This window comes from Saccharomonospora sp. CUA-673 (assembly GCF_001942305.1).
Classification (GTDB): Bacteria; Actinomycetota; Actinomycetes; order Mycobacteriales; family Pseudonocardiaceae; genus Prauserella.
On the sequence record NZ_MKKE01000017.1, the window covers coordinates 1 to 26,837 of the forward strand.

Below are 26,837 nucleotides of genomic sequence, written 5' to 3' on the forward strand. Positions count from 1 at the left end.
GGCGATGGTCTACGTGCACATGCCCATCGACACGGCGCTCTCCATGTCGGAGACCGGGGCATCGATCGACGGGATCGGACCGATCCCCGCCGCGTACGCGCGGGAGATCATGACCAACCCCAAGTCGGTCTGGCGCAAGGTGCTCTGCGACCCCGCCACCGGCAGCCCCGTCGACCTCGGCCGATCGTCGTATCGTCCGAATTCGACGATCCGCAAGGTCGTCGAAGTCCGCGACCGCATGTGCATCGTCCCCTGGTGCCGACGACCAGCCCGACACTGCGACTTCGACCACCAACAACAGTGGGCCAAAGACAACGGCTCAACCGCCGTCGACAACGCCGCACCACGCTGCCGCAAACACCACCGACTCAAGAACGCACCCGGCTGGGCCCACCACTACGACCCCGTCCACGGCACCTCGTCGATCACCACACCCCTCGGCGTGACCTACACCGACAAACGCGAAACCGTCCTCGAACCCCGATCGTCCGAAACCGACAACGCGCCCGTCCCGAACGCTCACCGCCGCCGTACTACGGCAGGTCCTTGCCGTACCAGGCGTCGGACTCGGCGGTCGCGGGCCGGACCTCGCCGTAACCGTGCTTGACGTACAGGCCTTGCGCCTCGACCAGGTCGGCGCGCGCCTGCACGACGATGCGCTCCGCGCCCAGGTCGACGGCGGCCCGGTCGGCTGCGGCGAGGAGGTGCAGGCCGCCGCCGCTGCGCCGCCACAGTGGACGGACGAACACGGCGATCAGCTCGGCCGTACGCGCGCCGAGCAGACGGACACCGGCGCAGCCCGCCGCGTCACCCTCGCACCTGCCGACAAGGAACACGCCGTCCGGCGGCTCCAGGTCGTCCGTCGACAGCTCCGCCAACTCGCGCTCGAGCTCCGAGCCCGACGCGCGCGTGCCCTCACGCGACAACCGGCGCCTGGTGGCGACGTCGGCGTGGAACTCCCGAAGCAGCGCCGCCGCTTCGGGAGCCCCCACCGGCTCGGGCTCGACGGCCCACAGCTCGTCCGTCATTCACGCATCCGCGGCGACGTTGCCCACCAACGCACTCGGCGGCGTCAACACCGCATCCGACGCGACAGCCCGGCGACGAGCGGCGGCGACACCACCGAAGCTCTCGGTGATCGCCGTCAACCGTGCCGCGTGGTGCGCAACGGTCGATTCGTAGGTCATGCCGATGCCACCGTGCAACTGGACGATCTCCTCGGCCGCCTCGATCGCCGCATCACCCACGAACACGAACGCATCGTCGGCCACCGAATCGAACTCGTCGGCCCCGACGGCGCCACTGTCGTGGGCCTCGACCGTGGCCGTCGCCCACAGCGCCATCGACCGGGCCAACTCGACCCGCGCATACAAATCCGACGCACGATGCACCAACGCCTGGAACGTCGACAACGGAACACCGAACTGCTTCCGCGTCTTCAAATACTCCACCGTCAACGCGAGGCCGGTCTCCATCAGACCCACGACCTCACCCAACACCGCCACGCGCGCCCGGGCGAACGCCGCACGCAACGCGGCCGCATCATCGACACCACCGACACCACCACCGAGCCGCACCGCAGGCGTACCCGCGAACTCGACCTGCGCCGCCCGACTCCAATCCGCGCTACGCCCGTCGGTGCGGGTCATCCCCGCCGCGCCGGCGTCGACGACGTACACCCCGGTGGCACCGTCCGCCACCGCCGTGACCAGCAGCGTCGCCGCCTGATCGGCATGCCGCACCGGCGACTTCACGCCCGTCAACGTCACCGCGCCGTCCGCACCGGCCGACGCCGTCACCGACGGCGCCGCACCCCACGCGCGGCCCGGCTCGGCATGCGCCACCGCGAACGGCGTCCCCTCCGCGACCGCCGGCAACAACTCCGCCACCTGCTCGTCGGTGCCGAACGCGGCGATCAACCACGACGGCAGGAAAGCCGCATCCAGCAACGGTTCCGCCGCGACATGCTTACCCAACGCCTCGAGCGTCGCGTACACCTCGACCGGACCCGCTCCGCGCCGCCGTGCTTCTCCGACACCGCCAGACCCGCGATGCCCATCTCGGCCAACGTGGTCCAGACCGCGTCGTTCCACCCGCGCTCCGACGTCGTCGCCTCCTCGCGGCCACCACCGGCGTAACCGCGGCCGACCGCCGAGTCGACGGTCTCGAACAACAGCTTCTGGTCCTCGCTCAGTTCCAGCTTCATCGCACAAATCCCCTCAGAGTCCCAGAATCGTCTTCGCGATCACGCCGCGCTGGATCTCGTTCGAACCACCGAAGATCGACAGCTTGCGGTAGTTCAGATACTGGGCCGCGGCCACGCTCGCCGCCTCGTCGGACGCGAGCGGCGACCCGGCCTCCAACAGCAGCGAATCGTGTCCGGCAGCCTGCCTGCGGAGCGCCGTCAGGTCCTGCATCACCTGTGTGCCCTCCATCTTCAGCAACGACGACACCGGACTCGCCTGCCCGTTCTCCGACGCCGCGGTCACCCGCATCTGCGTCGCCTCCAACGCCAGCAACGTCGTCTTCGCGCGGTGCATGGACGTGCGGAACTGCGGGTCGTCGGCGAGCACCCCCGTGTCCGTGGGGATCGACGCGGCCGCCGCGGCGAGATCGGCGTAGATGCGCTGGCTCGTGCCGACCTGTGCGATGCCGTTGCGCTCGTTGCCGAGCAGGAACTTGGCGTAGCTCCAGCCCTTGTTCTCCTCGCCCACGAGGTTCTCGACCGGCACACGCACGTTGTCGAAGAAGAACTCGTTGACCTCGACGCTGCCGTCGATGAGCTTGATCGGCCGGTACTCGATGCCCGGCGTCGTCAGGTCGAGCAGCAGGAACGACAGACCCTGCTGCTTGCGCGGCGCGTCGGGGTCGGTACGGGCGAGCACGAACATCCAGTCGCCGTACTGGCCGTGCGTGGTCCACGTCTTCTGCCCGTTGAGGACGTACTCGTCGCCCTCACGGCGCGCCGTCGTGCGCAACGACGCCAGATCCGAACCGGCCTCGGGCTCGGAGAAGCCCTGCGACCACCAGATGTCGAGATTCGCCGTGGCGGGCAGGAACGTGTTCTTCTGCTCCTCGCTGCCGAACTCGGCGATGATCGGCCCGACCATGCTCACGTTGAACGCCAGCGGCTGCGGAACCCCCGCACGCTGCATCTCGGAGGCGTAGATGTGGGACTGCGTCGGCGTCCAGTCGCGGCCGCCCCATTCGCCCGGCCAGTGCGGCACCGCGAGGCCGCGGGCGTTGAGGATGCGCTGACTGGCGACGATGTCGTCGCGCGTCGTCATCCCCAGCGCACTGCGCCGGCGGATGTCGTCGGGGATGTCCCGCAGGAACACCTCCCGCAGCTCATCCCGGAATGCGCGGTCCTCGTCGGACAGCTCCAGATCCATAAGACGTCGATGTCCTTTCCACACCCGGTCGACCCGCACGGTGGGGTCGCGGACGTTGATCAGCTGACCCTACGAACATAGAGGCCGACGGGCGCCGACGCGATACCCGCGTCAGGACCGTTCGGTGGCCAGCCTGGCGCGGTAGGCGGCGGCGTCCGGGTGGTGGCGGGCGAGCACGGCGACGCCCGTGACGGCGACGGCGCCACAGCCGACGAGGGTCCCGAGGAACGCCGCGTCGATGCCGCCGGTCTCCCCGAGCAGGCCGATCCCGATGGTGGTGGCCACGGCCGGGTTGACGAGGGTCTGCACGCCCAGGACGAGGTCGGGTGGGCCGCTGGCGTAGCCGAGCTGCACCAGCCACGAACCGGCGAGGAACGCCACCGCCAGCCCCAGCAGCGACAGCACCGGCAGCGCGGCGAGCCCCTCGGTGCGCACCGCGTACGTGACGTCGCGGACCAACACGACGACGAGCCCGTACGCCAGGCCCGCGGCGGTGGCGAGCGCGCCGCAACGCGCCAGTCCGCTGGTCATGGTGGCGACCAGGACCGCCACGGCGGCGGTCCCGCCGACGAGCGCTCCCGCCCACAGGACCGCGTTCGCCGGGACGGCGTCGTGCACCGCTTCGTCGGCGGTGCGCCAGACGAACACGGTCACGGCGAGGGTCGTGGCCGCGACGGCCAGCCAGCCGGCGACGTCGAGTCCGCGCGGGTTGAGCAGGGCGATGATCGGCAACGCCAGCACCACGATCGGCGCGACCACCGTCACCGGGGCGAACGTCAACGCAAGGATCTGCAGGACCGCGCAGCAGAACAGGATGCCGAAGCCCCGTAACCAGGTCGCGTTGCGGGCCAGGTCGCCGAGATTGCGCAGGGCCAGCCCGCCGCCCCCGGTTTCGGCGCGCACGCCGTCGTGTTGCCATCGGACGCCGACCGCGCTGCATGCCGCGCCCAGTACGGCGAACACGATGGCCAGCACGGTCACGGCGTCTGCCCGACCCTCTCGGCGGGAACGGCCGCCCGGCGGTGCCGCCAGGCGACGCGCAGCAGCTGCACGGCCAACACCAGGAGCATCACCAGGGCGACCGCGAACATGGAACGTTGGGCCAGCCCGCCCAGGGCGCGCCAGTCGAGGGCCGCCGGGAACTCCCACCAGTGCAGCATGTCCGGCAGGCGCATCGCGAGGTACGTCAACGCGATCACGGTGGTCGTCACGGCGAACTTGCGGACCACCCGACCGGTACGGGCCCAGTCCGGCTGCGTGCCGAGCCGCTTGGCCAGCGCGTAGCCGGCGAGGGGGAAGCTGATGAACAGCGAACCGCCGGCGAACTGGTGGATCCAGCCCGACACGGTCTCGACGTAGGGCGAGTTGTCGACCGGGAACACCACGCAGAGCACCAGGCCGACGCACCAGACCGCGAACCAGGACAGCGCCGGAACGCCGAGCCGGACGCGCAGCTGCGCCATGCCGAGCAGAATCGTCGCGGTGGCCACGGACACCGCGATCAGCGTCGCGTTGAACGTCTCCACGGCGTGCTCGACGAACACGTAGTAGCTGATGGCCCGCGACAACGGGTCGAGCTCACCCGCGTGCGTCACGAAGAGGTTGGTCATCGCCAGCATCGAGCGGAAGAGCACGAAGATGCCCAGCACGGCGAGCAGACCGGCCACGAGCGACAACGCCCTGGCACGCCGGGTCGCCGGGGCGGCCTTCCCCGGCGCGGGCTTGCCGGAGAAGGATGCGGGTTCGGGTGTGGCCGGTGCCGCGTTGCGGGTGGCGTCACGGGGCGTCTCGCGGGTGGCATCGCCGGCCGCCCGATCGCCTGCCGTGACCTCCGGGGCCTGCTTGTCCAGCACCGCACCCTCCTGTGCCGCGCTCTCCCCTACCGACCCACTCGTCCCGATCTCCATGCTCACCACTCCAGAGTAGCCATCGCATCGCTGAGAAACCCTCAGTGGTATCGACTGGCCGGTACGCCGAGCTCCCCCGAGCACCGTTCGGCCGCGCGCCGGCCGTTGACCTCGAGTGCACTGGAGGGTGTTCGGTGGGCTCATGCACGCGATCAGACAGCACGAATTCGGTGGTCCGGACGTCCTACGCCTCGAGCAGGTGCCCGACCCGGTTCCCGCCGGTGGGCAGGTGCGGATCCGGGTCGCGGCGGCCGGTGTGCACCGGCTCGACGGGGCGCTCCGCGCCGGTACGGGCTTCCCGCCCGGGCACGAACCGACGTTGCCCATGACCCCGGGACGCGAGGTCGCCGGGGTCGTCGACACCGTCGGCGAGGGGGTCGACGCGGCGTGGATCGGCGTCACCGTGGTCACCCACCTCGGCCCCGGCGGCAGCGGTGGGTACGCCGAGCTCGCCGTCGCCGATGTCGGCCGGCTCTACCGACTGCCGACGGGTCGACACGCGCACCGGCGTCGCCGCGATCGGCACCGGGCGCACGGCGGCGGCCGTGCTGGACCGGGCGACATCGGACCGGACGACGTCGCGGCCGTCACGTCCGCGGCGGGCGGGATGGCGGCCGTCCTGCTGCAGGGCGTGCGCGGCGCCGGCGCACGGGCCGTCGGCCTGGCGGGCGGCGCAGACCGGCTCGAGGTCGCGCGCGGGTTCGGCGCGCAGACCGTCGTCGACTACCGGCGCAACGGCTGGCTCGACGAGCTCGTCGCCGCCGAACCGCGTCTCACGGTCGTGCTCGACGGGGTCGGCGGGGACATCGGCCGACGTCTCCACGCCGCTCTGCCCGCCGGTGGGCGCATGGTCCGGTTCAGCGGCGATCGCGACGACTATCCGGGGACGGCCGAGGTCCGCGACCTGCTCGGCCCGTGGATGCAGGAACGGCTGCAGACGTTCGAACGGGATTCCCTCGCCGCGGCCGCCGACGGCCGCCGCGTCCCGGTCGTCGGATCGACGTTCCCCCTCGCCCGCGCCGCCGACGCACACCGCGCGCTCGAGAACCGCACGACCACGGGCAAGGTCGTCCTCGTGCCGTGACCGCAACGCTCGGCGAGCCGGCGTCACTTCCGCTTCTTGACCGGGCGGGGGTGGAAGTCGTTGGGCGCGAACGTGAGGACCGTGTAGCCGCGCTCGTCGAGGGTGAACCGGCTGTGCTTCTTCATGCCGAGTCCACGGTGGACCTGCAGCGCGCGTTCGTTGGTGTTGTCGACATACAGCGCCGCCGTGGGGTATCGGTCGGCGAGCATGAGCGACATCCCGGACAGCAGGGTGCGGACGAGTCCCCGGCCGCGGAACGTCGGGGCGACGACGACCGGGCCGTAGAGCAGGACCGGGCCCTCGAGGCTCTTGGTCATGTCCAGAGTGCGGCGGGCCGGGCCGGTGAAGCGTTCCCGATCGGCACCGTCGGCGGTGAGGACGACCGCGGCGATCGTGTCCTTCTCCTCGGCGACGAAGATCCCCGGTCCGCCGGCCAGCTCCGCCAGGATCGACTCGTCCCAGTCGCCCTGCACGAATCCCTGCGTGCCGCGCTCGTTCTCGGCCACAACGTCCTCGTGACAGGACCGCAGCAGCTCCACGATCGCGGGCCGATCGTCACTCGCCGCGAGCCGTACCGACAGTGCCATGCGCCGAGCGTATCCGGGCCGCCCGCGCCGGCCGCACACGAGATGCCAACACGGCGACGCAGGATGCTGACACGCCCGCGTGGGGTGCTGACACGGCGACGTGGGGTGCTGACACGGCAGCCGTCACAGGGTTGCCGCCGCGTCGGTGCCTTGGGCGATGGCGCGTTGGGCGTCGAGTTCGGCGGCCACGTCGGCGCCGCCGATGACGTGCGTGCTCACCCCCGCGGCGACCAGGTCGTCGTACAGCTCCCGGCGGCGCTCCTGGCCGGCACAGATCACGACGTCGTCGACCTCGAGCAGTCGCGAACGGTCGCCGACGGTGACGTGCAGACCCTCGTCGTCGATGCGCGAGTAGGCGGCACCCGGGACGAACTCGACGCCGCGTTCCTTGAGGGTCTTGCGGTGCACCCAGCCGGTCGTCTTCCCCAGGCCGGCGCCGACGCGGCTTTTCTTGCGCTGCAACAGATACACCTGCCGCGGCGGTTCCGGCCGCTCGGCGACCGCGAGCCCGCCGGGCCGCGCGACCGTGGGGTCGACGCCCCATTCGCGCATCCACGCCGCGGGCGACGGGGCCTCCTGCCCGACCTCCAGGTCGTGGATCTCGGCACTGTGAGCGCTGTGGGTCAGGAACTCGCAGATGTCGAAGCCGATGCCGCCGGCTCCGACGACGGCGACGCGACGGCCGACCTGCACGGCGCCGGTGAGGACCTCGGCGTAGCTGTGCACGTTGGGTCGGTCGCTGCCGGGGATGGTCACCGCGCGCGGGGTCACGCCGGTGGCGAGGACGACGTCGTCCCAGTCGCCTCCGATGAGTTCGTCGGCGGTCGCGGTGTGGCCGAGGCGCACGTCGACGCCGAGGACCTCGAGTCGCCGGGTGAAGTAGCGCAGCGTCTCGGCGAACTCCTCCTTGCCCGGAATGCGGCGGGCGAGCCGGAACTGGCCGCCGATGGCGTCGGCGGCTTCGAACAGGGTCACCTCGTGTCCGCGTTCGGCGGCGGTGGTCGCGGCCGCCAGACCGGCCGGTCCGGCGCCGACGACCGCGACGCGCTTGACCCGCCGCGTGCGGCTCAGCACGAGTTCGGTCTCGTGGACGGCTCGTGGGTTCACCAGGCAGGTCACCGTCTTGTGCGCGAACACGTGGTCCAGACATGCCTGGTTGCAGCCGATGCAGGTGTTGATCTCGTCGGTGCGCCCGTCGGCGGCCTTGGCGACCCAGTCGGCGTCGGCGAGGAAGGGCCGCGCCATGGAGATCATGTCGGCGTCGCCGCGGGCCAGCAGCTCCTCGGCGGTTTCCGGCATGTTGATCCGGTTGGAGGCGACGACCGGCAGGGACACCTCGTCGCGCACCCGCGCCGTGAGGTCGGCGAACGCTGCGCGGGGCACCGAGGTGACGATGGTCGGCACGCGGGATTCGTGCCAGCCGATGCCGGTGTTGAGCAGCGTGGCGCCGGCGGCCTCGATCTCCTTGGCGAGGGCGGTCGTGTCCTCCCACGTCTGTCCCTGGTCGACCAGGTCCAGCACGGACAGGCGGTAGATGACGACGAAGTCGTCGCCGACCGCGGCGCGGGTCTTGCGGACGATCTCGGTGGCGAACCGGCGCCGGTTGGCCGGCGTGCCACCCCACCGGTCGGTGCGGCGGTTGACGCGTTCGGAGAGGAACTGGTTGATCAGGTAGCCCTCGGAGCCCATGATCTCGACGCCGTCGTAGCCGGCCTCCCTGGCGAGCACGGCGGCCCGGGCGAAGTCGTCCACGGTGCGGGCGACCTCGCGGCCGGTCATCCCGCGTGCCCGGAACGGGGTGATGGGCGCCTTCGATCGCGAGGCGGTGGCGCTGAGCGGGTGGTAGGCGTAGCGGCCGGCGTGGAGCAGCTGGAGGGCGATGCGGCCGCCGTTGTCGTGCACGGCGGTGGTGATGGCGCGATGCCGGTCGACCTCGCGCCGGTTGGTCATCTTCCCGGCGAGCGGGAGCAGCCAACCCGTGCGGTTGGGGGCGTATCCGCCGGTGATGATCAGCCCGACGCCGCCGCGGGCGCGTTCGGCGTAGAACTCGGCCAGTCGGCCCGCGTGTTTGGGCCGGTCCTCGAGGCCGGTGTGCATCGAGCCCATGAGCACCCGGTTGGGCAGCGTGGTGAAGCCCAGGTCGAGTGGCGTGAACAGGTGGGGATAGCGCTCCGCCGGGCCTGCCGTCATCTGCACTCCTCACCGCAAGGATCGTCCGCCCCGACTCTAACCTACTACCCAGTAGCTATGAAGCCCGTCATAAGCGAGCACGGTCGAACAGCCCTCCGCGCGCCCATGGCGCGGACGACACGGTCGGCAGCAGAAGCCCTCTTGCGGTCCGACTTTGTTGTCGCCACACAATTGACCTAACCGCGGTTACATTTTTTGCACACCTGCCGGTCCAATGCGGATTTCGACTTCGAAACCGAACCACAAAGACCGCCCGTTGAACGAATCCGCCCGGCCGTCACGCACGGTAAACCGCCCGTCACTCGACCATTGATGCGACCACGGCAGTCGATCAACATATTTACGGCAGATGCGAGAAACGACGAAACGGACTCACCATCGTTTCGGAACATTTCCTCCGGCGATGTGTGCGACCACTTCGGGCATGCCGCCGAAAAATGCACCGACCGATTTCTGCTGTCCGCAAAACCGGGAGGCGATGTTGCTACGCGCCACTAGTTCGGAACCACCGTGGCCCACCGCTGCGATCAACGCGGTAGTCACCGAGCCGCTGTCGCCTGCGGACGTCGAGTCGGACACGCTCGGGCACCGGGCCGATCTGGTCGAGATCCGTGCGGATCTAGTGGGCGAGGTCGCAGCGCACGTGCGGAATCACATCCGCGGCCGATTGGTGTACTGCCTCCGCAGCCGGGACCACGGCGGCGTCTTCGACGGCTCGGCCGAGGAACGGCACGCCCGGCTGCTCGCCGCCGCCGAGCACTACGACGTCGTCGATCTGGAGGCCGAGCGCGACCTGATTCCGGAAGTGCTGGACCGCATTCCGGTGCCACAGCGCCGGATCTCCTGGCACGGGACCGCCGCGGACCACGCCGTGTTGCGCGATCGCTTCGACCGGATGGCGACGGTCGGCGCCGGTCTCTACCTCCTCACGACCGACGTGTCGCGGCCCGAACAGGCGCTGGCTCCACTGCGGTTCCTCCACGACGTGGCACGCTCGGATGTCACGGCGTTCGGGACCGGGCCCGCCGGCTTCTGGAGTCGCCTGCTGGCTCCCCGGCTCGGTGCGCCGGTCGTATTCGGCACCGTGGGTGACGGCGGCGCCGCCGTGCCCACCGTCGGCCGGCTCGTGGCGGACTACGGTTTTCCGGACCTGCGTCCCGTGCACTCCGTCAACGGAATTGTCGGCCGTTCGGTCCTGAAATCGGTATCACCCCGCGTGCACAACGCCGGCTATCGCACACTCGACGTCCCGGCGCTGTACGTACCGTTCCAGGTCGAGGATTTCTCCTCCTTCTGGAACGAGGTCGCCGACTCGGGTCTCTCCGAAATCGGCCTTCCCCTGGGGGCCGTCACGGTCGTCTCCCCGCACAAGGAGGCGGCACTCACCACGGCGCGAACGACCAGCCACGCAGCGCGTAGGTCGGGGTCGGCGAACTCGCTCGTCCGGCGCGGCGATTCCTGGTTCGGCGACACGTCGAACAGTCCCGCGATCAGCAGGGCGTTGGCCGACGTCGGCGTTCCCGTATCCGGCCGCAAGGCGCCGTGATCGGCTGCGGCGGTGCCGGCCGCGCCGCCGCCCTCGCGCTGGCCGCATGCGGCGCCGACCCGGTGCTCGTCAACCGCGATCCCCACCGCGGCCGGGCTGTCGCCGACGCGCTCGGTCTCGACTTCACACCCCTCGATGCGTTCCGCCCGGATGGCTGTGCGGTGCTCGTGCATGCGACACCGGTGACCGATCACGTGCCGTTCCGGGTCGAGCTCGTCGACGACCCGGTCGTGGTCGACATGGTCTACGGCTCCGAGGAGACCTCCGTCGTCACGGCCGCCCGCGAGCGCGGACTCACGGTCATCGACGGGTGGGACGTACTGCTCGCCGACGCCGGTTGCCAGTTCCACTTCATGACCGGCCGGCACCTGCCCACCGAACAGACGCGGGCGCTGCTGCACGCCGCCCGTATCGCACGACGAGACCGTGCGGCGCCGGCATCGCTGACTCCCGGCACGTGACTCCCCGAACAGCAGGAAGAAAGGATCAAGCGTGGACCTCGCAAGCTCGGAAGCGACGTGGCTGCAGAGCCTCGGTCCGGACAGCCGCGCACTGCTCGAACAGGTCGCCCAGGTCGCACGGGAGTGCGCCAAGCGCGCGGACGAGCACGACCGCGCGGGCACCTTTCCCGGCGAAGACTTCGACGATCTGGCCACCGCGGGCCTGAACGCGGCAGCGGTCCCACGAGAGCACGGCGGGCTGGGGCTCGGCCCGTTGAACGGGGACACACTCACGTTGTGGCTGATGACCAAGGAGCTGGCCAAGGCCGACCTCTCGCTGGGCCGGTGCTGGGAGGGTCATGCCAACTCGCTCGTGCTCCTGCACGCACTGGCCTCCGAACGACAGCAGCAGCGCTGGTTCGACGGAGTGGTCCACCGGGGCGAGAAGTGGGTGGCGTGGAGCGGGGAACCGCAAGCGCGCAAGCCCGGTGAAGGTACGCGATTCGGCACCAGCATCACCCCCGTCGAGGGCGGCTGGGTGCTCGAGGGGACCAAGGCGTTCGCGACGAGTTCGACCGGGGCGGACTGGGCCCTGCTGCTGGTCAACACCGCAGGGCCCGGAGGTGCCCGGCACGCGGACGCCCCGCCCGACGGTCTGCTCCTGCTGGCGTGCGACCTCTCCGATCCCACCGTCACCGTCGACGAATCGTGGTGGGACCCGATCGGCATGCGTGCCACGGCAAGTCACGTCGTCGAGTTCGGCGAGACGTTCCTGCCCGAGGAGAACCTCGTCGGAGCACCCGGTGCCTACCTGCACGAGGCTGGCAGAGCGCCTTCACCCCGCACTACGCGGCCAGCTTCCTCGGCGCGGCCGAGGGCGCCTTCGACTACGCGCTCGAGTATCTGACCCGGCAGAACAAGACCGCGGACCCCTACGTGCAGCAACGAGCCGGTTCGATGAAGGTCAACATCGAGACCTCCCACCTGTGGTTGGCCCACGTCGCACAGCTCTGGGACAGCGGCCGGCGCGCCGGGGCGCGGCGTGCGGGCGGCAGCGCACGCCATCTGGTCGAACATCTCGCGCTGGAAACGGTCGAGCACTGCGTGCGCGCCTGCGGGGCGCGCAGCCTGGTTCGTCCCAGCCCGGTGGAACGGATCCTGCGCGACCTCACCTTCTACGCACGTCACGACAACGACGACCACGTCCTCGCCACGATCGGGCGCGCAGCGCTCGGTGAAACCCACGACTCCTCGTTCTTCAAGCCCTGACCGCCCTCCCACCACCACGCGCGGGAGGTCTCGTGTCGATCGGCATCACTCCGTCCACATCGGCGCGCGCGAGGAGCGGGCACCGGGGTCCGGCCGGCTACCGGACCCGGGTGGTCGGCTCGGCCTCGGTGGCGCTGGCCATGACCGCCCCGGGGCAGACCGCGGCCATCGCACTGTTCGTCCACCCGCTGAGCACCTCGCTGGGCGTGTCCCACTCATCGGTGGCCCTGGCCTACTCGATCGGTTCGCTGGCCGGTGCGCTGGTGGTTCCGCTGCTGGGCAAGCTGCTGGACCGCTTCGGACCGCGCCGTGTCATGGCGGCCATCGGACTCTGCTTCGGTGCGACGCTGCTCGCGGCCGGCACCGTCACCGAGTTCGTCGGCCTGACCTCGGCGTTCGTCGGCATTCGCGTCGGCGGGCAGGCGGCGCTGAGCCTCGTGGCGACCACCGTGGTCGCCCTGTACCTGCAACGGCGCACCGGGCTGGCGACCGGAATCGTCACGGCGATCGGCACCTCCGCGATCTCACTGGCGCCGTTGGCACTCGAGCAACTGATCGGTGACCTGGGCTGGCGCACCGTCCTGCAGCTGCAAGGGTGGGCCGTTCTCGCGATCACCATTCCGGCGGCGCTGTTCGTGCTTCCGCGCCGCGTCCGCTCCGGCAGGGAGGCCGACCTCGCACCGGGCCACGACGCCGAGTCCGGGACGCCGGCACGGGAATCCGCTGCCGATTGGACCTTGCGGGACGCGAGCCGGACACCGGTGTTCTGGGTCGTGCTCAGCGGCGGAGGCGTGTGCAGCCTGATCACGACGGCACTGATGTTTCATCAGGTTTCGCTGCTGGGGGAACGTGGTCTGAACGTGACCGAGGCCGCCGCGAACTTCGTCCCGCAACTGATCGCCGGGCTGCTCGCCAGCCTCCTCGTTGGCTGGTCGGCCGATCACATCGGCGACCGGACACTCGTCGTCACCATGATGGCGGCGCTCGCACTCACCACGCTCACCGCAGGGTGGGTGGGTCCGGGCTGGACGGCGGTCGCCTACGGCGTGGCGCTCGGCGCCTGCACGGGTGCCGTGCGCACCCTGAAGGGGGTGGCCTTCGGCGACTCCTTCGGGCTCGGGCATCTCGCGGCGCTGCGCGGGGCGGTGCATTCGGTCGTGATCGGCACGTCCGCGTTCGGTCCGGTCGTGCTCGCGCTGGCCAGAACGTGGTCGGATTCCTACCAGCAGGCCCTGCTCGTGCTGTCCGTGCTGCCCCTCCTGGTCGCGGCGGCAGCGTTCGCGGTCAAACCGCACCGGCAGGTTCCGGCGGCCCGGCCCCGCAACTGAGTGCAACGCCGTACGAGACATGCGCCGCCGCGAGATGGCACGCTGTCGGAGGTGACCATGGACTTCTCCGATCACGAGACGGGGCAGGGGTGGTTGCTGCTCGTCTACCGCATCCCCCGCGAACCCACACGGTTGCGCGCGAGCGTGTGGCGGAAGCTGAAGGCCGCCGGAGCGGTGTACCTGCAGAACTCGGTGGCCGTCCTGCCCGACTCGCCCGTGCACGAACGGTCACTGCGGTCGCTGCGCAAGCACATCGAGGAGCTGGGCGGCTCGGCCCAGCTGATGCGCTGCGACGTGCTGGCCGGCAATCCCGATGTCGTCGCGGCCTACAACGCCGCGCGCGACGAGGAGTACGAGGAGATCATCGACCGTTGTCGCGGCTTCCTGGCCGAGATCGAGAAGGAGACGGCGGCCGAGAAGTTCACCTATGCGGAGCTCGAGGAGAACGACGAGGACCTCACGAAGCTCCGGCGCTGGTTCGAGAAGGTCCAGCTCCGGGATTCGCTCGACGCCGCCCGCGGCGCGGAGGCCAAGGCGGCGCTGCAGGACTGCGTAGCACCCTGGACGTCTTCGCCAACAAGGTCTACCTGGCCGAAGACGGCCCCTGAGTCGACACGTTCCGTCGCCACCGCACGATCAGTTTCCGACGCGCACGCACCCTCACCCGCGAACTCCGCCCTGCGTAACTCACGTTGCGTAGAGCGTCCTCACCACCACGGTTGCCGCCCTGGCAGGACAAAACCCCTGCCGACAGGCAGAGCTCGACCCGACGCGGGGCATAGCCAGGCACCTGACTGACGCGCACAGCCAGTAATTGACCTTGACACGGACGAGTTAGATCCCGAAATAATGGAAACGATTTTCGTTTCCATGACTGTTCGTGGGCGCAAGGAGGATCATGAGCTCGACGCCGTCGGTGCCACCTATCGACCTCGACGATGTGACAGCGGCGGCGGAAGAGGTGCTCGGTACTGCGCCCGGAACGCTCGATGCCGACACTCCCCTTCCCCAACTGGGCCTCGAGTCCTTCACGGCCGTCCGACTGCGTCGTCGTCTGCGTGAGGATTTCGGCCAGGATCTGCCCCTGACCGCCTTCCTCGGCTCAGCCACGATCCGCTCGGTCGCCCACGGCATCACCGACCCGGACGGCGACGAGGGCGCCCCGGAGACAGCCGAGGCTTCAGCGACCTCCGCGTCGACCGGCGACTCGTTCCCGCTCACCCCGATCCAGGCCGCCTACTGGGTGGGCCGCGAGCCCGCCTTCCCCCTGGGTGGAGTAGCGACGTTCTTCTACCGCGAGTACGACCGCACGCCCCAGCAGCCCGCAGAAGCCGATCTCGAAGCGCTCACGTCCGCGTGGAACCGGCTGGTCCGGCGACACCCGGTGCTGCGCATGGTCGTCGGCACGGACGCACGCCAACACGTGCTCGACGACGTCCCGCACTACGACATCGACGTCACGGACCTGAGGCACCTGCCGCACGCGGATGCCGAGCAGCGAGCGGAAAACCTTCGGCACGAGCGCTCGCACCAGGTACGTCCCACCGATGTCTGGCCGCTGTTCGACCTCGGCGCCGTTCTCCTTCCCGACGGGCGCACACGACTGCAACTCGGCATCGACGTCCTCGCCGTCGACTTCGCCGGATGGCTGCGGCTGCTCGGCGAATGGGGCGCACTCGTCCAGAATCCGGACGTCGAACTGCCGGCTCAGCCGACGACGTTCGCCGAGATCGTGCGACGACGCGAATCCGACCCCGAGGAGCAGGGTCGGAGGCAGCGTGATCTCGCGTACTGGGCGGCCCGGGTCGACACACTGCCACCCGGCCCCGTCCTGCCCGCGACCGACGACGCACACGATCTGCGCGGGCACCGCTTCACCCGCGCGAAGGCCCGCTTGCCGGAACAGGAGTGGCAGCAGCTGCGCGCACGCGCCTCCGAACACGGACTCAGTCCCACCGGCCTCCTTCTCGCTGCTTTCGGCCTGACCCTCCACAGCTGGGGTGCGACCGAACCGTTCTGTCTCAACGCGACGTTGTTCGACCGCCCGGACGAACCCGAGCTGGCATCCGTGCTCGGAGACTTCACCTCGACCGTCCTCGTGCAGATGCCGTCGCTCGACCTCACGACGTGGGACGGATTCGCGGGCCACGCCCGGCGCACCAACCGGCAGTTCTGGACCGACATGGACCACCGTTCGGTCTCCGGCGTGGAGGCGTTGCGCGCGGCCGGGGAGACGACACCGCGGTATCCGGTGGTGTTCACCAGCGGGCTCGGACTCGACACCGCCGACGACCCCGCGGACTGGCTCGGTGACGAGGTGTTCGGGATCTCGCAGACGCCGCAGGTGCTGTTCGACCACATCGTCTACGTCGAGCGCGGCACGCTCACGTTCTGTTGGGACACCGTGGAAGGAGCGTTCCCGGACGGCTTCGTCGAGGGCATGCTCGCCGCGCACCTGCGACTTCTGCGCAGACTCGCGACCGATACGCAGGCGTGGACCGATCGCCTGCTCGGCTGGGACCCGTCGTTCCTTCCCACCGAACCGCTCGATGTCACGCCGTTCCCCGAGGCGGGACCGTTACTGCCGGACCCGCTGCGCGCTGCCGCCGAGCGGAGCCCGAACACCGATGCGCTGCTTGCGCCGAACCGGGCCATGAGCCACGGGGAGCTGGCCGCCGTGGTGAACCGCAGCGGGGCCGCGCTGGCCGAACTGGGACTCGGCCCGGGCGACCTGGTCGCGGTGTCGGCGGACAAGGGCGCCCCGCAGATCGCCGCCATGCTCGGCATCTGCGCGAGCGGCGCGGGCTACGTACCCGTCGAGCCGTCGTGGCCCGCGAACCGGATCGCGTCGGTGTGCGAGCAGGCCGGAATCCGGCACGCCCTCGTCTCCGACGGTGACGCCGACGCATGGCCGGACACGGTCACGGTGCACGAGCTTCGACCCGACGGCAGCATCGCCGCGAGCCCCCACGCCGTCCCTCGGGAATCCACCCAGGCCGGCCGCCGCACACCGGCCGCCGATGAGCTCGCCTACGTCATCTTCACCTCGGGCTCCACCGGCAAACCCAAGGGCGTCGCGATCGAGCACCGCGCCGCACGCACGACGATCGACGACCTCGTCGACCGCTTCCCGCTCCACGCCGACGATCGCATGCTGGCCCTGTCGGCCTTCAGTTTCGACCTGTCGGTGCACGACATCTTCGGTGTCCTCGGCGTCGGCGGCGCGCTCGTACTGCCCGAGGCGGAGCGGCAGCGAGATCCCGGGCACTGGCTCGACCTCATGCGCGAGCATCGCGTGACGCTCTGGAACACCGCGCCGGCACTGATGGAGATGCTGGTCGAGTACGCCGAGGTCGACCCCGATCTCGCCCACGAGGCGTTCGCATCGCTGCGCCTGGTCTTTCTGTCCGCCGACTGGATTCCCGTGACCCTGCCCGACCGCATCCGCGCACTGGCGCCGGGGGCCACGATCGTGAGTCTCGGCGGCGCGACCGAGGGTTCCATCTGGTCGATCTGCCATCCCATCGGCGAGGTGCCTGACGCCTGGCGCAGTATCCCCTACGGCCGTGCCCTGCGCGGACAGAGCTTTCACATCCTGGACGAGAACGGCGCCCCGCAACCGGCCGGAGAGCCGGGAGAACTGCACATCGGCGGCGGCGGTCTCGCTCGGGGGTACGTCGGCGACGAGCGCCAAACCGCCGAACGGTTCATCACCCACCCGGAACTCGGCAGGCTCTATCGAACCGGTGACATGGGCCGCTGGCATCACGACGGCACCATCGAGTTCCTCGGCCGACTCGACCGGCAGGTGAAGATCCGGGGACACCGCATCGAACTGGGCGAGGTCGAGTCCGTGCTGGACCGGCTGCCCGAGATCCGCAAATCGGTGGCGTTGTCGGTGCCCGGCCCCGACGACCGACCGCGACTGGTCGGCTACGTCGTCGGCCACGGTGACAGCACCCCTGACGACCAGGAACTGCGTTCCCGGCTGCGAGCCCACGTCCCGGAGTACATGGTGCCGAGCCGGTTCGTGCTCATGGACGAGTTCCCCGTCACCGTGAACGGCAAGATCGACTACGCCGCGCTGGCCAACCCGTACACCCGCTCCGCGGTCGCGCCTCCTCAACCCGGGCGATCGGACGTGACGACCACCGATGCGGACGTCTCACTCCTCGAGGAACCTGCCGAATCCGCAACCGTTCCACCGTCGGTCGTCCCGGCAACGACGGCTGGAGCGTCCGGCGCGTTCGAGACCGCACTCGGCGAGGCGGTCCACAGTGGACTCGAGGCCACGCTCGTCCTGCGCACCGGCGATCTGCCACCGGTGGACGGGCTCGCCGCGGCCGCACGACAGACCCGACGACTCATCGAGGCGGCTGCATCGACCGGACTTCAGGCACACGCCCGGCTGCGCGACGGCGTGCTCGTCGAGCTCGTCGTGACCACCGACGCGTCCGAACCGCGGCACGCAGGCCCCGTACCTACCCAGCCGGCGGCGGAATCGCGTCACCGGTCTGCGGAACCGGACACCACAGCGGGGCCTACCACCGGCGCACGGCCGGACGCCGCAGTGCGACGGCGGGCCGCGGACGCCGTTCGACGGGTGTTCGCCGAACTCCTGCACACCGACATCGACAGCGCCACACCGTTCTTCCAGCTCGGCGCGACGTCGCTCACGCTCGTTCAGGCACAGCGCAGGCTCAGCGCGGAGCTCGACCCCGACCTGACCGTCGTCGACCTGCTGAGCAACGCGACGGCCGACGACCTCGCCACCGTCATCGCCGACCACCTCGGCGCGGCCGGGGCTCAGCCCGCACAACCGCACGGCACGACGTCAGAGACACCGCCATCGACGACAGCAGAGCCTCCGGAGTCTCCGCCATCGCCGCTGCCGGACACGGGACGAGCACGAGGCAGGGCTCGCGCGCAGGCACGGGAGCTGGTCCGATGATCGCGATCACCGCCGTGGCGTGCCGGTTCCCCGGTGCACCCGACGCGGACACCTTCTGGCGACAACTCGTGGACGGCCGCGACGGTCTCACCCGGTTCTCCGCCGACGACCTCGCCGGACGGGGCGTGCCTCGTTCGCTGCGGGAGCGCGCCGACTACGTCCCGGTCGGCGGGCTGATCGACGGGCAGGACCTGTTCGACCCCGTGCCGTTCGGCCTGACCGAGGCCGAGGCCGCGCTCATGGACCCGCAACAGCGCCTGTTCCTCGAAACCGCGTGGCAGGGCCTCGAACAGGCCGGCCACGGCGGCGGCGTCGGTGCGGGCGCGGTGGGCGTGTTCGCCGGGGCGGGCCACAGTGCCTACCTCACCAGCAACCTCGCGGGACGCTGGAGTCCCACGGGCGGAGGCGCCGATCCCCTCGGCAGCCTGCAGACCGCGATGTCGACGCACACCGACTACTTGCCGCTGCAGGTGGCGTACCGGCTGAATCTCACGGGCCCGGCGATCGCGGTCAACACCACCTGTTCGACGTCGCTGGTCGCCGTCCACCTCGCCGCGCAGTCGCTGCTCGACGAGGAATGCGACACGGCGCTCGCGGGTGGCGTTTCGCTGATCGTCCCTCAGGGTCAGGGATATCTGCACGTCGCCGACGGGATCTACTCGGCGGACGGTACGGTGCGCCCGTTCTCCGCCGAGGGCACGGGAATCGTCTATTCGCAAGGCGTGGGAGTCGTGGTTCTCCGCAGGCTGTCCGACGCCGTCCGCGACGGCGACCCGGTGCTCGCGGTGCTCCACGGCACCGCGGTCAACAACGACGGCGCCGCCAAGGCCGGGTTCACCGCACCGTCGATGCGCGGGCAGGCCCGGGTGATCGCGGAGGCACAGGCCGTCGCGGGGGTCACGCCCGAGCAGATCGGCTACGTCGAGGCCCACGGGACCGCGACCCGCCTCGGAGACCCGGTGGAAACCGCTGCGCTCCGGCGGGTGTTCGGGGAATCCGGCCCCGCATGGTGCGGCCTCGGCTCGGTCAAGAGCAACATCGGCCACGCCAACACCGCAGCGGGCATCGCGGCGCTGATCAAGACCACGTTGGCGATCCGGCACCGGACGCTTCCGGCCTCGCTGCACGCAGAGCCGCTCAACGAACTGCTCGCGCTGGACGGATCCCCGTTCGACGTGGTGACCGAGACACGGCCGTGGACCGGACCCGAACACGCCGGCGTCAGTTCGTTCGGCATCGGCGGCACGAACGCCCACGTCGTGCTCGGCCCACCGCCTGCACCGCCAGAGAGTGCCGAGGACAACCGCCCGCAGATACTGCTCGCCTCGGCGCACACCCGGTCCGCCGCGGCGGCGACGGCTGCGGCCATCGCCGACGGCTCCGTCGTATCGGCCGATCTGGCCCACACCCTGCAGTCCGGACGGGCATGGTTGCCGTACCGCGTCGCGGCGGCGGTACGGCCGGGCGGGGCAGCCGACGCCCTGCGCGATGTCGCGCCCGTTCGGGCGTCGGGCACACCACCGCGGGTCGTGTTCGCCTTTCCCGGAGCGGGCAGCCAGTACCGCGGCATGGGATCCCGGCTCTACGCTGAAGAACCGGTGTTTCGGTCCACAGTGGATGAGTGCGCGGAGCTGTTGGCACCATTGCTCGGCTCGGACGTCCGGGAGGCGATCACCGGTGCGGCTCCGGTCGAGCGGGTGCGCGACGCCGGCTTCGGCCTGCCCGCTCTGTTCGCCGTATCGGTCGCGACCGCACGCCTGCTGGAGAGTTGGGGCGTTCGACCCGACGTCGTCGTGGGCCACAGCCTCGGCGAGTACTCCGCCGCCGTGGTCTCCGGCGCTCTGGGCCTCGACGATGCCGCCCGGCTCGTGGCAGTGCGGTGCACCGAGGCCTCCCGCGCGCCGCCGGCGGCGGCATGCTCTCCCTGCAGTTACCCGAAGCGGAGGTCGAGGCCCTGCTCGCGCGGCATCCGGGTGTCGACCTCGCCGCGGTCAACGCGCCGGAGGCGTGCGTCGTGTCGGGGCCCCGCGATGCGATCTCCGCGCTCGCCGCCGAATGCGGCGAGCGCGCGGCCGAACTGCACGTCGACGCCGCACTGCACTCCCACCTGGTCGACCCGGCCGTGCCCGCCGTTCGCGCGGCCGCGGCGGATCTGCCGCGCCGCACGTTCACCACCGAGATGGTCACGACCGTGACCGGATCGGTAGCCGGCGACGAACTGTTCACCGCCGACCACTGGGCTCGCCAGCTGCGCGAACCCGTGCGGTTCGCCTCGGCGCTGCACGCCGCCGCCGGCGACACCGACGACGAAACGCCCGCGGTCGTCGTGCAGGCGGGCCCCGGCAGTGCACTCGCCACACTCGCGCGCCGCAACCGGATCGCGTCGATGGTTGACGCGATCGCGACGTTCCCCACCGACGAGGACGATGCAATCGGGTTCCACGACGCGGTCGGGCGACTGTGGACACACGGCCTCGCCGTCGACTTCGACCCCCACCAACACGGGAGCCGTCGGCGCATCACCGCACCCGGTTACGCCTTCGAACGTCGTCCACTGTGGATCAACCCTCCTGCCGACGACCGCCCCGCATCGTTCCCCGACGACTCCGGCGACGGCTCCGGCCCCAGCACGGCGGAACCGCTCCAGATCCCCCGATGGCATCAGCTGCCCCCGCTGAACGCGACGCAGCAGGTTGCCGGGCGATGGCTCGTCGTCGGGCCCGAGGACACATCGGGCCACTCCGTCGACGCCGCAGCCGTTCGCGCCGGCCTCACCGCGCGTGGCACGGAATGCCTGGCACACGACACCGACCCGTCCGACTTCGCCGGCGTCGTGCTGGTCGGCGAGCCGTCCGCGGCCTCGACCGTCAGCACGTACGCCGAGCTCGCCCGCATGCTCTCCGGTGCGGACACCGCTCCGGTGGTGCTTCAGGTCACGGTGGGCGCCCACCGGCTCGACGACCGGGACGACACGGTGCCCGATGCCGCGGCCGCCGGCGTGCTGCCGCGCATCCTCGCCCAGGAGGTGCCCGGACTCCGGTGGCGCACCCTCGACCTGCCCGCCTCGCCCGGCAACGACCGCGGGGTGAGCGCGATCGCCGACGAACTGGCTGATCTCGCCGGTGACGTCGGCTCCGGACTCGAGGTCGCCGTCCGGGGCGGCACACGGCTCGCGCGCACGTTCGTCCCGTGGCATCCGCCGGGCGACGACGGGCAGCCGGTCGAGGAGGCAGGTCGCGGGCGACGCACGGCGCTCATCACCGGCGGATTGGGTGACGTCGGTCTGACCCTTGCACGTCACCTCACCGGGACGGGACGACGCGTGGTCCTGACCTCCCGGTCCGGAACGCCCGACGACGGCCCACGCCGTGCCGCGCTCGACGAGCTCACCACCGACGGCGCCGACATCGACGTCCGCGCACTCGATGCAGCCGACGCCGAGGCCACAGCGGCCCTGCTCGACGAACTCGCCGCCGACGGACTCGACGTGGTGGTGCACGCCGCAGGCGTGGTCGCCACCGACGGCGCACGGACGCTGCGGGACACCCACGGTGAGCACGCCGACCACCAGTTACGTGCGAAGGCGGGCGGGGCGTCCGCGCTGCGCGCGGGTGTCGAGGTCCTCCCCCTCGACCGCCGACCGCGGGTCGTGGTCCTCATGTCGTCGGCGACGACGCTGGTCGGCGGTATCGGCATGGGCGCCTACGCAGCGGCGAACGCGGTCCTCGACGGCATTGCCATGGCGGCCGCCGACGCGGACGGTCCCACCCGGTGGGTCAGCGCCGTATGGGACGGCTGGAGCGCCGGCCCGCTCGGACGCGAACGCACCGTGGTGCTCGACCATGCCCTCGACGCCGCGACCGGAACCGCGGCGTTCGCACGTCTGCTGGAGGCAGACACGCCACCACTCGTGGCCGTCTCGTCCACGGGACTGGGACCCCGTATGAGGGCGGCGGCGACCGTCCGCGCCGCCACATCCGCCGAGCAGTCCTCTTTGGAGGATCCGACCGAGAACGCGGTTGCCGCGCTGTGGAGTGAACTGTTCGGCACCCCGGTGGCCTCGGCCGACGACGACTTCTTCGCGCTCGGCGGCCATTCCCTACTGGCCACCCGCATGCTCGCGGAGCTGCGGGATCGTTTCGGTGTCGAACTGCGCCTGCGCGACGTCCTGGCCAACCCGACGGTCGCCACTCTCGCCGCGCTCGTCCGTCGTACGGACCGCCACACCGTGTCCGACCCCCTCGACGCCGCGCGTCCCGAGACCGGCGACGCCGAGGGCAGTGTCGACGACGGCATCGACGCCGACGGCACGTTCCCGCTGACCCGCGTCCAGCACGCGTACTGGGTGGGCCGCGACGGCGGCTACGAATGGGGCGACGTTCCCTGCCACTTCTACCTCGAGTACGACTGCGACGGTCTCGACGTCACCGCGTACGAACACGCTTGGAACCGGGTCATCTCCCGCCACCCGCTGCTGCGCACGATCATCACGCCCCAGGGCAGGGCCCAGATCCTCCACGAGGTACCGCCCTACCGGATCCGCACCCACGACCTGACCGACCTGACCGAACAACGCCGCGCACAGCGCCTGGAGCGACTGCGCGAACGCGTCAGCAGGCAGCCGGGACCGGCGGACCGCTGGCCACTCGTACAGATCCAGGCCGCCCGGCTGCCCGGCGAACGGATCCGGCTGTTCATCGGCGTGGACGTGCTGATCTGCGACGCAGCCAGCTGGTGGATCATCGACCGCGAGCTCCGCCAGTTCTACACTGCTCCGGACGCCGAACTTCCGGAGATCGGCGTCGGATTCCCCGCCTGCGTCGCCGCGCTGGAACGGCGACGCCACGGACCCGAATGGCAGCGCGCCGCGGCCTACTGGCGCCGGCGACTCGCCGGACTACCGGAAGCACCGTCCCTCCCGGTCGACCACGAAGCGGTGGACCCGCGTTTCGTGCGGCGATCGGCAACCCTCGACGGCGACGCGTGGAGCGCGCTGCGCGAGCGGTCGGCGCGCCACCACGTCGCGCCGACCGCCGTCCTGCTCACCGCGTACGCCGATGCGCTCGCCGCATGGACCGGCGACGACCGGTTCTCCGTCGTGCTCACCCTCTTCGACCGACCGGACGTCCATCCCGACGTCGCCGGCGTCGTCGGCGACTTCACCTCGCTCGTCCTGCACGAGATCGACCGCACCGAGCCCGCCACGTTCGCCGACCGTGCCCGCGCCACGCAACGGCTGCTGTTCACCGACCTCGACCACCGCGACTTCTCGGCTCTGGACGTGTTGTCCGAGAAGTCCGTGCGACACGGGCAACGCAGCCCGATTCCGGTCGTGTTCACCAGCGCGCTCGGTCTCGACGACGTCATCGGCGGCGACCACGACCCGCAATGGGCGGGACATCAGGTGGCGGCGCTGAGCCAGACCCCGCAGACGCTGCTCGACCATCAGGTGCTCGAGCAGCGGGGCCGCCTGCTGTTGCAGTGGGACACCCTCGAACCGGCCCTGCCGTCGGCCGAGGTGGACAAGGTCTTCGACGACTACGTATCCCGCGTCCACGCCCTCCTCGACGAGCCGTGGGAGGAGACGTCCGCAGGCGGCGGATCAGCCCACGAACGTGCCGTCGACGACGACTCCGGCGACGGCCTCACCGACGACGGTGCCACCGGCGAAAGCCTCGTCGAGGACGGACTCACGGACGACGACATCGCGGTGCCGATTCGCGCGGGCGCCGGCGAACACACCCTGTTTCTGCTGCATCCGTCGGGCGGCGATGTCGTCTGCTACGCGGAACTGGCGCGGCTACTCGACGAGCGCGTCGAGGTGATCGCACTGACCGACCCCGAACTCGCGGGTGGGCGCGGCGCGGAGCACGTCGCCGACATGGCCGCACGGTTCACCGGCCTCATTCGTCGTGCCCAACCCCACGGCCCGTATCTGCTCGGTGGCTGGTCGATGGGCGGCGACCTCGCCCACGAGGTCGCTCGCAACCTCACCGGCACCGGAGACCGGGTCGCCCTGCTTGCCATGCTCGACTCGAACGATCCGAGCTACATCACCGACGTCGACGGCGGCCCCGACGTCGTTCGCGACACGCTCGTGCAGCGATATCTCGGAGCGCTCGAGGCGTTCACCGGCGCCGAGCTCGGCAGCGCGGATCCGGCCCCGTCATGGGAGGAACTCGACGCGCGCCTGCGCGCCGAGCGGCTGCTGAGCCGCCACGACACGGCACGCACCCGCGTTGACGTGTTCGCACGGCACCTGCGTGCGCTCGCGGCCTACACGCCGCAACGCCTCGACGCCGACACCCCGGTGCTGTTGTTGCGGGCGATTCGACGTTCGCCCCGAAACTCCGGCGTCGGCATGGGCGTCGACGACGTGCCCGCCGGTGTTCCCGACCTCGGCTGGGCCGCACACCTCGCCACCGCTGCGACGTCGTGGACATCGACGCGCACCACTACTCGATGCTCCGCGGCCCCGCACTGCCGCACGTGGCCGCCGAACTCAACGCCGCGCTCTCCCGTGCTCTCACCGGCGATGCCGGCGATGCCGGGCCTCCTCCGGAGACACCGCGTCCGCAGCACTGAACCCCCACCCGAACCGACACACCGACAAGGACACCGATGCACCGACGACAGTTCCTCCTCGGCACAGGCACGCTCGTCGCGGCCTTCGTGGCCGCGGGCTGCAGCGCTCCCGACTCCGAGAGGCAGGGCCGGGCGGGCACGCTGCGGTACGCGGCCGTGGGAGCGCCCGCCACGGCGAGCCACGATCCGCACGGCGGTCTCGGCAACGAGTCCGACGCCATGCGGTTCGCCCTCCTCTACGACGTGCTGACCGTGCCCGGCGAGAACGGCACGCAGCCGAGACTGGCCACGTCGTGGACCCCGAACGACGACCTGACCACGTGGCGCATCGAGCTGCGCGACGACGCCGTGTTTTCCGACGGCACTCCGGTGACGGCGGCCGACGTGCTGTTCTCGCTGCGCCGCATGCACGAGAAGGCGGCGGAGAACTACGGGCGCATGGGCATGTTCGATCTCGACGCGTCCACAGTGGTCGACGACCACACCCTGCGCCTGGTCACGCACAAGCCGTTCGCCGAGGTCGGCCAGGCGCTCGAATCGGCCACCTTCGTCGTGCCGGAGGGCACCGAGGACTTCAGGCGGCCGGCGACCGGGTCCGGACCGTTCCGCATGGAATCCGGGGACGCCGAGGCGGCGGTGCTCGTCCGCAACGACGACTGGTGGGGCACGCGCCCACCGCTCAGCCACATCGAGATCCGCGCCATCGCCGACCCGCAGGCCCGCGCGGACGCCGTCGCCTCCGGCCAGGCCGACGTCGCGGGCAGTGTCAACCCGGCCGCCGCTCGGACAGCGGAGCAGGACGGGCTGCAGCTGGTCCACCGGCCGGGTGTGACGGTCTACCCACTGGTGATGCGGCTCGACACGGCACCGTTCGACGACGACCGGGTTCGGGAGGCGATCAAACTCGCCGTCGACCGCGAACAGCTGCTCGACACCGTTTTCCTCGGGCAGGGCCGACTCGCCGGCGATCTGCTCACCCCTGCGACCCGACCGCTCCGGACGTTCCCGACCGCTCGCGGGACCTCGACCGTGCCCGGCAGCTCTTGGCCGACGCGGGCCACGGTGGCGGTCTCGAACTCACGCTGAAGACCACCACCGCGTATCCCGGCATGGACGACGCCGCCACGGTGATCGCTCGCCAGCTCGAACCCGTCGGCATCGACGTCACCGTGGACGTGGTGTCACAGGACACCTTCTGGACCGAGGTCTACGCACAGGCTCCGTTCTACGTCAGCTATCTCGGCGGTATCTCCTTCCTCGACGTGACGCGGGTCGCGCTGTTGCCCGATTCGCCGACCAACGAGACCGCCTGGGGCGGCAACGGCTGGGGCGATCGGTTCGATCAGGCCATGGCGGAGAAGGACGAGGCCGCACGCAATGCCGCGCTCGGCGAGCTGCAGCGGGAGGTGGCCGACGACGGCGGCTACGTGGTGTGGGCCGCGGGTGACGGCCTCGACCTGGCCAGGCCGGAGGTGTCCGGACTGCCGACCGGGCCGGGGTTCCAGCGCCTGTTCATCGACCGGGTTCGCCTCGAATCCCCGTGATCGTCGTCGCGGGA

20 protein-coding genes and 1 pseudogene are annotated in these 26,837 nt (G+C 70.8%); 13 read left to right on the plus strand and 8 right to left on the minus strand.

Features of this window, described 5'->3' with window-relative positions; all coding sequences use genetic code 11:
* Window positions 1-607 (plus strand): HNH endonuclease signature motif containing protein (locus BJF85_RS27210; protein WP_187346894.1); only part of this gene is annotated, 607 nt, incomplete at its 5' end.
* Here the strand turns inward: BJF85_RS27210 and BJF85_RS09635 are convergent.
* The 6 genes from BJF85_RS09635 to BJF85_RS09655 form a co-directional block, all read right to left on the minus strand.
* Window positions 534-1,028, minus strand: a complete 495-nt coding sequence (locus BJF85_RS09635; protein ID WP_075846707.1) for a GNAT family N-acetyltransferase — start codon at window positions 1,026-1,028, stop codon at window positions 534-536. The two genes, BJF85_RS27210 and BJF85_RS09635, sit on opposite strands and share 74 nt — an antisense overlap.
* A complete protein-coding gene (locus tag BJF85_RS09640; RefSeq protein ID WP_255375512.1) occupies window positions 1,029-1,976 on the minus strand; it encodes an acyl-CoA dehydrogenase family protein in 948 nt (315 codons plus the stop codon). It abuts the gene before it with no gap.
* The gene (locus BJF85_RS29900) at window positions 1,916-2,206 is read right to left on the minus strand and encodes a hypothetical protein (protein WP_255375513.1); all 291 of its coding nucleotides are present in this window, start codon (window positions 2,204-2,206) and stop codon (window positions 1,916-1,918) included. The genes BJF85_RS09640 and BJF85_RS29900 overlap by 61 nt, the downstream gene beginning before the upstream one ends.
* A gap of 13 nt (window positions 2,207-2,219) precedes the next feature.
* Window positions 2,220-3,392 carry an acyl-CoA dehydrogenase family protein gene (locus BJF85_RS09645; RefSeq protein WP_075846709.1) on the minus strand — a complete coding sequence of 391 codons (1,173 nt, stop codon included), beginning with the start codon at window positions 3,390-3,392 and terminating at the stop codon, window positions 2,220-2,222.
* 111 nt (window positions 3,393-3,503) lie between these two features.
* On the minus strand, window positions 3,504-4,373 hold the full coding sequence (locus BJF85_RS09650) for a hypothetical protein (protein WP_075846711.1): 870 nt from the start codon (window positions 4,371-4,373) through the stop codon (window positions 3,504-3,506).
* Window positions 4,370-5,299, minus strand: coding sequence for a DUF998 domain-containing protein (locus tag BJF85_RS09655; RefSeq protein ID WP_255375514.1), 930 nt, complete (start codon window positions 5,297-5,299; stop codon window positions 4,370-4,372). Before BJF85_RS09655 ends, BJF85_RS09650 begins: the two co-directional genes overlap by 4 nt.
* 142 nt (window positions 5,300-5,441) lie before the next feature.
* Here BJF85_RS09655 and BJF85_RS09660 point away from each other — a divergent pair, with 142 nt between their 5' ends.
* Window positions 5,442-6,383, plus strand: coding sequence for a zinc-binding dehydrogenase (locus BJF85_RS09660; protein WP_255375515.1), 942 nt, complete (start codon window positions 5,442-5,444; stop codon window positions 6,381-6,383).
* 23 nt (window positions 6,384-6,406) lie between these two features.
* Here the strand turns inward: BJF85_RS09660 and BJF85_RS09665 are convergent, their stop codons facing one another.
* Window positions 6,407-6,970 (minus strand): GNAT family N-acetyltransferase, encoded by a 564-nt coding sequence (locus tag BJF85_RS09665; RefSeq protein WP_075846713.1) that lies wholly within the window; start codon window positions 6,968-6,970, stop codon window positions 6,407-6,409.
* 123 nt (window positions 6,971-7,093) lie between these two features.
* Window positions 7,094-9,160, minus strand: coding sequence for an NADPH-dependent 2,4-dienoyl-CoA reductase (locus BJF85_RS09670; RefSeq protein WP_075846784.1), 2,067 nt, complete (start codon window positions 9,158-9,160; stop codon window positions 7,094-7,096).
* 424 nt (window positions 9,161-9,584) lie between these two features.
* On the opposite strand from BJF85_RS09670, the gene BJF85_RS09675 reads away from it, so the two are divergent.
* The 11 genes and pseudogenes from BJF85_RS09675 to BJF85_RS28810 all read left to right on the plus strand — a co-directional run bounded on the left by BJF85_RS09675 (window position 9,585) and on the right by BJF85_RS28810 (window position 26,823).
* Window positions 9,585-10,706 (plus strand): type I 3-dehydroquinate dehydratase, encoded by a 1,122-nt coding sequence (locus BJF85_RS09675; protein WP_158056860.1) that lies wholly within the window; start codon window positions 9,585-9,587, stop codon window positions 10,704-10,706.
* Window positions 10,703-11,167, plus strand: a complete 465-nt coding sequence (locus tag BJF85_RS09680) for a hypothetical protein (RefSeq protein WP_075846717.1) — start codon at window positions 10,703-10,705, stop codon at window positions 11,165-11,167. Before BJF85_RS09675 ends, BJF85_RS09680 begins: the two co-directional genes overlap by 4 nt.
* 31 nt (window positions 11,168-11,198) lie before the next feature.
* Window positions 11,199-12,053, plus strand: a complete 855-nt coding sequence (locus BJF85_RS09685) for an acyl-CoA dehydrogenase family protein (protein ID WP_222844487.1) — start codon at window positions 11,199-11,201, stop codon at window positions 12,051-12,053.
* Window positions 12,050-12,415, plus strand: coding sequence for an acyl-CoA dehydrogenase family protein (locus tag BJF85_RS28785; protein WP_255375524.1), 366 nt, complete (start codon window positions 12,050-12,052; stop codon window positions 12,413-12,415). Before BJF85_RS09685 ends, BJF85_RS28785 begins: the two co-directional genes overlap by 4 nt.
* Before the next feature lie 32 nt (window positions 12,416-12,447).
* Window positions 12,448-13,743: an MFS transporter gene (locus BJF85_RS09690; RefSeq protein ID WP_083666177.1), complete on the plus strand. Its 1,296-nt coding sequence runs from the start codon at window positions 12,448-12,450 to the stop codon at window positions 13,741-13,743.
* A 57-nt stretch (window positions 13,744-13,800) separates the two neighbouring features.
* A complete protein-coding gene (locus tag BJF85_RS09695) occupies window positions 13,801-14,541 on the plus strand; it encodes a Chromate resistance protein ChrB (RefSeq protein WP_222844488.1) in 741 nt (246 codons plus the stop codon).
* 100 nt (window positions 14,542-14,641) lie between these two features.
* On the plus strand, window positions 14,642-18,694 hold the full coding sequence (locus tag BJF85_RS09700; protein WP_075846719.1) for a non-ribosomal peptide synthetase: 4,053 nt from the start codon (window positions 14,642-14,644) through the stop codon (window positions 18,692-18,694).
* Window positions 18,691-20,574 (plus strand): annotated as a pseudogene (locus BJF85_RS28790) (type I polyketide synthase); the annotation flags it as partial. The gene BJF85_RS09700 and the pseudogene BJF85_RS28790, both read left to right, overlap by 4 nt.
* 35 nt (window positions 20,575-20,609) lie before the next feature.
* The gene (locus tag BJF85_RS29905; RefSeq protein WP_255375516.1) at window positions 20,610-25,529 is read left to right on the plus strand and encodes an SDR family NAD(P)-dependent oxidoreductase; all 4,920 of its coding nucleotides are present in this window, start codon (window positions 20,610-20,612) and stop codon (window positions 25,527-25,529) included.
* Window positions 25,436-26,365, plus strand: a complete 930-nt coding sequence (locus tag BJF85_RS28805; protein WP_222844489.1) for an ABC transporter substrate-binding protein — start codon at window positions 25,436-25,438, stop codon at window positions 26,363-26,365. Before BJF85_RS29905 ends, BJF85_RS28805 begins: the two co-directional genes overlap by 94 nt.
* The gene (locus BJF85_RS28810) at window positions 26,323-26,823 is read left to right on the plus strand and encodes a hypothetical protein (protein ID WP_255375517.1); all 501 of its coding nucleotides are present in this window, start codon (window positions 26,323-26,325) and stop codon (window positions 26,821-26,823) included. Before BJF85_RS28805 ends, BJF85_RS28810 begins: the two co-directional genes overlap by 43 nt.
* Window positions 26,824-26,837 lie beyond the last annotated feature (14 nt).